The organism is Teichococcus vastitatis (assembly GCF_003604215.1).
Lineage (GTDB): Bacteria > Pseudomonadota > Alphaproteobacteria > Acetobacterales > Acetobacteraceae > Pseudoroseomonas > Pseudoroseomonas vastitatis.
The window spans coordinates 1-4,320 of sequence record NZ_QXGS01000093.1 but is presented as its reverse complement, the minus strand read 5'-3'; the positions used below and the strand labels follow the sequence as shown (position 1 = coordinate 4,320).

General features: G+C 66.2%; 5 protein-coding genes. 2 read left to right on the top strand and 3 right to left on the bottom strand.

Annotated elements, in window-relative coordinates; genetic code table 11:
• A partial coding sequence (locus tag D2K64_RS22940) for an SDR family NAD(P)-dependent oxidoreductase (RefSeq protein ID WP_120010696.1) occupies nucleotides 1-369 on the bottom strand: 369 nt, incomplete at its 3' end.
• Nucleotides 370-456: 87 nt separating this feature from the next.
• Here D2K64_RS22940 and D2K64_RS22935 point away from each other — a divergent pair.
• Nucleotides 457-882 (top strand): winged helix-turn-helix transcriptional regulator, encoded by a 426-nt coding sequence (locus D2K64_RS22935; RefSeq protein WP_120010695.1) that lies wholly within the window; start codon nucleotides 457-459, stop codon nucleotides 880-882.
• Nucleotides 883-1,062: 180 nt separating this feature from the next.
• Here D2K64_RS22935 and D2K64_RS22930 read toward each other — a convergent pair whose 3' ends face one another.
• Nucleotides 1,063-1,950: a LysR family transcriptional regulator gene (locus D2K64_RS22930; protein WP_120010694.1), complete on the bottom strand. Its 888-nt coding sequence runs from the start codon at nucleotides 1,948-1,950 to the stop codon at nucleotides 1,063-1,065.
• Between the two features lie 98 nt (nucleotides 1,951-2,048).
• Between D2K64_RS22930 and D2K64_RS22925 the strand changes: the two genes are divergently transcribed.
• Nucleotides 2,049-3,152, top strand: a complete 1,104-nt coding sequence (locus D2K64_RS22925; protein ID WP_120010693.1) for an aldo/keto reductase — start codon at nucleotides 2,049-2,051, stop codon at nucleotides 3,150-3,152.
• 360 nt (nucleotides 3,153-3,512) lie between these two features.
• On the opposite strand, the gene D2K64_RS22920 is transcribed toward D2K64_RS22925, so the two are convergent.
• Nucleotides 3,513-4,320, bottom strand: an 808-nt coding sequence (locus tag D2K64_RS22920; protein WP_157986079.1) for an AraC family transcriptional regulator, incomplete at its 5' end; no start/stop codon positions are given.

Here is a 4,320-nt window from a genome sequence, read left to right as displayed (position 1 = left end):
GGTGGCAAACTGCATCTCGAAGCCGTCTTTACTAACCTCCCGTCTCGGTAGCGCCATGATGCCTGCGTTATTCACAAGCACGTCGACCGGCCGCGGATCGACCATTTCCCGTTCAGCAAAGGCGCGAACTGATGCGAAGTTCGCGAGATCCATGACACCCATCTTTATGTGCGCTTGCGGAACCTGAGCTCGGATACGCGCGGCGGCTCCCTCGGCTTTCTCCTGCGAGCGGGCTGAAATCGTCACCTCGGCACCTGCCCGTGCCAGCTCCAGTGCCGTGTGCCAGCCGATGCCGCTATTGGCACCCGTTATGATGATGCGCTTCCCAGTCTGGGGCGGAATGTCTTGAACGGTCCAGGGCTTGGTCATAGCCCGAAGGTGAGATCTCTTGTATCCATTCGCAATCAGGTACCTATAGGTAACAAAGGAACCTGCTGGTGCTATGAAGGGAAAAGCATGCCAAAGAGAGCCGTTTCAACACCGATAGGCGACATCCATGACGACCTGTGCGAAACGATGCCGCAGAGCGATCAGGCATTGATCCGCGATGTGTTGGCCCGTGTCGTGGATAGATGGAGCCTTTGGGCTCTGAGCGAACTGACAGAAGACGGCCCGCTGCGCTTCTCGCGACTGCTGGAGCGCATCGACGGTGTCAGCCAAAAATCCCTGACCGCGACGCTGCGAGAACTCGAACGGGACGGCTTCATCACCCGCACGGTCACCGCGCAAGTGCCGATCCGGGTCGATTACGCTGCCACGCCTCTTGGTCACGCCCTCATTGAACGGGTGCATCCGTTATGGCTGTGGGCGGCCGAGAATCTCGAGGCCTTCACCGTAGCTCGCACCACCTACGATCAGGCCAAGGCGGCCAAAATGACCTGAGGTCCGGATACGCTAAAGCGATCCAATGCACGGCGGTGTTGCCCACAAGGAGCCTGGATTGACGACTAAGCGCTCAATCCAGTCACTGATTGCATACGCCGCCGTTTCTGTAAGCGGCTGGGGCGCGCCAGCTTTGGCGGATCACAGTGGCCGCCATCAGAATTGCCAGGACCTTCTTCCTCAAGCCCGCATCACCTCCAGAAAGGCGCGGAAGGCGGCGCTCGGCTGGCGACGACTCGGGTAATATAGGTGGTTGGCGGCCAGCACCGGCGCCCATCCCGGCAGCACCTCCGCCAGCGCCCCGCAGGCCAGGTACGGGGCGGCCTGGAGGCGCAGCAGGCACACGACGCCGAGGCCAGCCAGTGCGGCGTCCCGCATCAGGTCGACATCGTTGGTGACGAAGGTCTCGGGCACCGCGCGCGCGAACACCTCGCCGTCGCGCACGAACTCCCAACGGTGGAGCGCTCCGGACGAGGTATGGCGATAGCTGATGCAGCGGTGCGCGCCAAGGTCGTCGGACGTCGCCGGCGCGCCGTGCGCCTCCAGGTAGGCGGGCGTCGCCGCGAAGACGAGTTCCATCGGCTCGCTGATCCGGACGGAGATCATGTCGCCCTGCAGACCGCCCTCGTGCCGCACGCCGCAGTCGAACCGCTCGGCGACGATGTCGATCAACCCGTCATTGACGACCAGTTCCACCGCCACCTCCGGGCAGCGCTGCGCGAGAGTGGCGATGCGCGGCAGGACGAGGTGGACGGCCGCCGGCCGGTGCGCGTTGACGCGGACCCGCCCTGCCGGGCGGTCGCGCGCCACGTCCAGCTCGGCCAGCACCTCCTCCACCGAGGACATGGCGGGGCGCAGCCGCAGCAGGAGCTGCTCGCCCGCGCCGGTGGGCGAGAGGGAGCGGGTGGTGCGGTCCAGCAGGCGCATGCCCAGCCTGCCCTCCAGGGCCCGCATGGCGTGGCTGAGCGCCGACGCCGACAGTCCCAGCCGCGTCGCTGCCTTGGCGAAGCTGCCCGCCTCCACGATCTCGGCGAATACGGCCAGGCCCGACCAGAGCTCGCGGTCCATTCCTGAAAATCCTTCAGCAGCCCATGTGCCCCTGAGGCACTAATCGACCCTGCGGCTGCAGTCCATCATGGGCAGGTGCAGCCAGACAGGAGCACCGTATGAACCTTCAAACCTACCGCCCGCTCGGCCGTTCGGGCCTGTTGGTCAGCCCGCTCGCCTTGGGCACGATGACCTTCGGCACGGCACGCTGGGGCGCCGACGAGGCTGGCAGCCGGGCCATCTTCGAACGCTACGCCCAGTTGGGCGGCAACTTCGTCGACACAGCCGACGTGTACTCGAGCGGCCGCTCGGAAGAGATGGTCGGCAGGTTCGTCGCCGAGCACGGCGCGCGCGACCGGATGGTGATCGCTACCAAGTCGGGCTTCGCGACGGGCCAGGGGTTCCACCAGGGCGGCAACAGCGCGCGGCACGTCCATGCGGCGGTTGAGCGCTCATTGCGGCGGCTGGGCACCGACTTCATCGACCTCTACTGGATCCACATCTGGGACGGCGTCACGCCGGCGGAAGAACTACTCCAGACGATGGCGGCGCTGATCCAGGCGGGGAAGATCCGCTACTGGGGCATCTCGAACTCGCCGGCCTGGTACGCGGCGCAGCTGGCCACGCTGGCGTGGGTTCGTGGACTGCCGTCGCCCATCGGGCTGCAGTACTTCTACTCGCTGGTCGAGCGCGGGGTGGAGAGCGAGCACGTCCCGCTGGCCCGGGCCTTTGGCATGGGACTGGTGCCGTGGAGCCCGCTGGCCTACGGCCTGCTGACCGGCAAGTACGACCGCGCTGCCCTGGAAGCCGCCGCGCCGCGCAGAGGCGGCGTGCCGAACCAGGCGGAAGCGGGCGACCGGCGGCGTCCGGAGGGGGACAAGCGGCTAGACGGCGACAACCCGTTTGGCGATACGCTGTTCACCGACCGCAACTGGGCCATCGTCGAGGCGCTGACGCGCGTCGCGGAGGCGGTGGGCGAGAGCCCGGCCCGCGTCGCGCTGGCATGGGTGGCGCGGCGGCCGGGCGTCGCGTCCACGCTGATGGGCGTGAGCCGCGCTGAGCAGGTGGCGGACAACGTGGCCGCGCTCGGCCTCGAGTTGCCGCCCGAACAGTTGGGAGCGCTGGACGCGGCGAGCGGTGGCGATCAGAAGTTCCTCTACGGCCTCTTTCAGCCGGCGGTACGCAATCAGGTCGTGTTCGGTGGCGCCGACGTGCGCGGGTGAACAACCTTACCGCAGCGGACGGTGTCCGCTATCCGATCTTGTTCGCCGGAAGCGGCTAGGCCGCTTCCGGCAAGACTTTGCCGAGTTCGACGGCCAGCGCTTCTATAGAAAGGACCGGGAAAGCCCCCTGCCCTGCGCATGACTATGGCTCTGTTTGATCTGATAAACCCGGCGTCTCGGACGGCTTTGGGTGGTTGTCTTATTCTTCATCGGTCGCGTAGCCGCCGTTAGGCAGCGCGAAGCTGATGAGCCCTTGGTTTGGCAGCTTAGCGCCCATATCGGTCATGCCTCGATCACGTTCAGCATCCCAGAAGCGGACGCGTCACTCGGCCGGAGGCTGGATCAATGAGCGCTTCCGGCTCAGGCCTTCCACGCCCTTCGCCGCGGAGAGTGGCCGATCGTGCGTTTGTAGGCGTGGCCGAATGCACTCTGAGATGTGTAGCCCACGCGGGCAGCGACGGTTGCGACGTCCACTCTCCCCTGCTCCAGCAAGCGGCGCGCCAGTGTCATGCGCCAATGCGTCAGGTAATCCAGCGGCGGGCGGCCAACCCGGCTGGTGAACAGGGCGGCGAAGGCCGAGCGCGACATGCCGACCCGTGTCGCCAGTCCCTCGACGGTCCAGGGATGGGCAATGTTGCCGTGCATCAGGCGGAGTGCCTCGCCGGTCCGGCGGTTCGCCAGGGCACCGATCCAGCCATGGCTCTCCTCCCCATGGTCAGCCACATAGGCGCGAATCGCTTCCACGAGCAGGATCTCGGCCAGCCGGGCCATGATGAGAGTGCTGCCCGGCCCGGGCCGCTCGGTCTCGGCTTCCAGCAGGCCCAGGGTTCTCACGACCGCGGAAGCCGAGAGCGCCTGCTTGGCGATATGCATGAAGCACGGCAGCGCATTTAGCAGAAAGTCGGCTTCCCCGTTTGCGAAGGCAATGACACCGCCGACCGAGACGGTCTCGTTTCCGCCTAGACGGACAACATCGCGGCCGGGAATGGCGAACAGAGGCATACCGTTGACCGGCGCGACATCTGGGTGGCTTGCCACCGTATAGGCGGTGTTGCCGAGCAAGAAGGTGTCGCCCGCCGAGAGCGCTCGCGGCGGCTGCCCTGTGACCATGATCCAGCATGTCCCCCGGAGGACGGCGACGAACTTCATCCGCGCCTGTGCCGGAAAG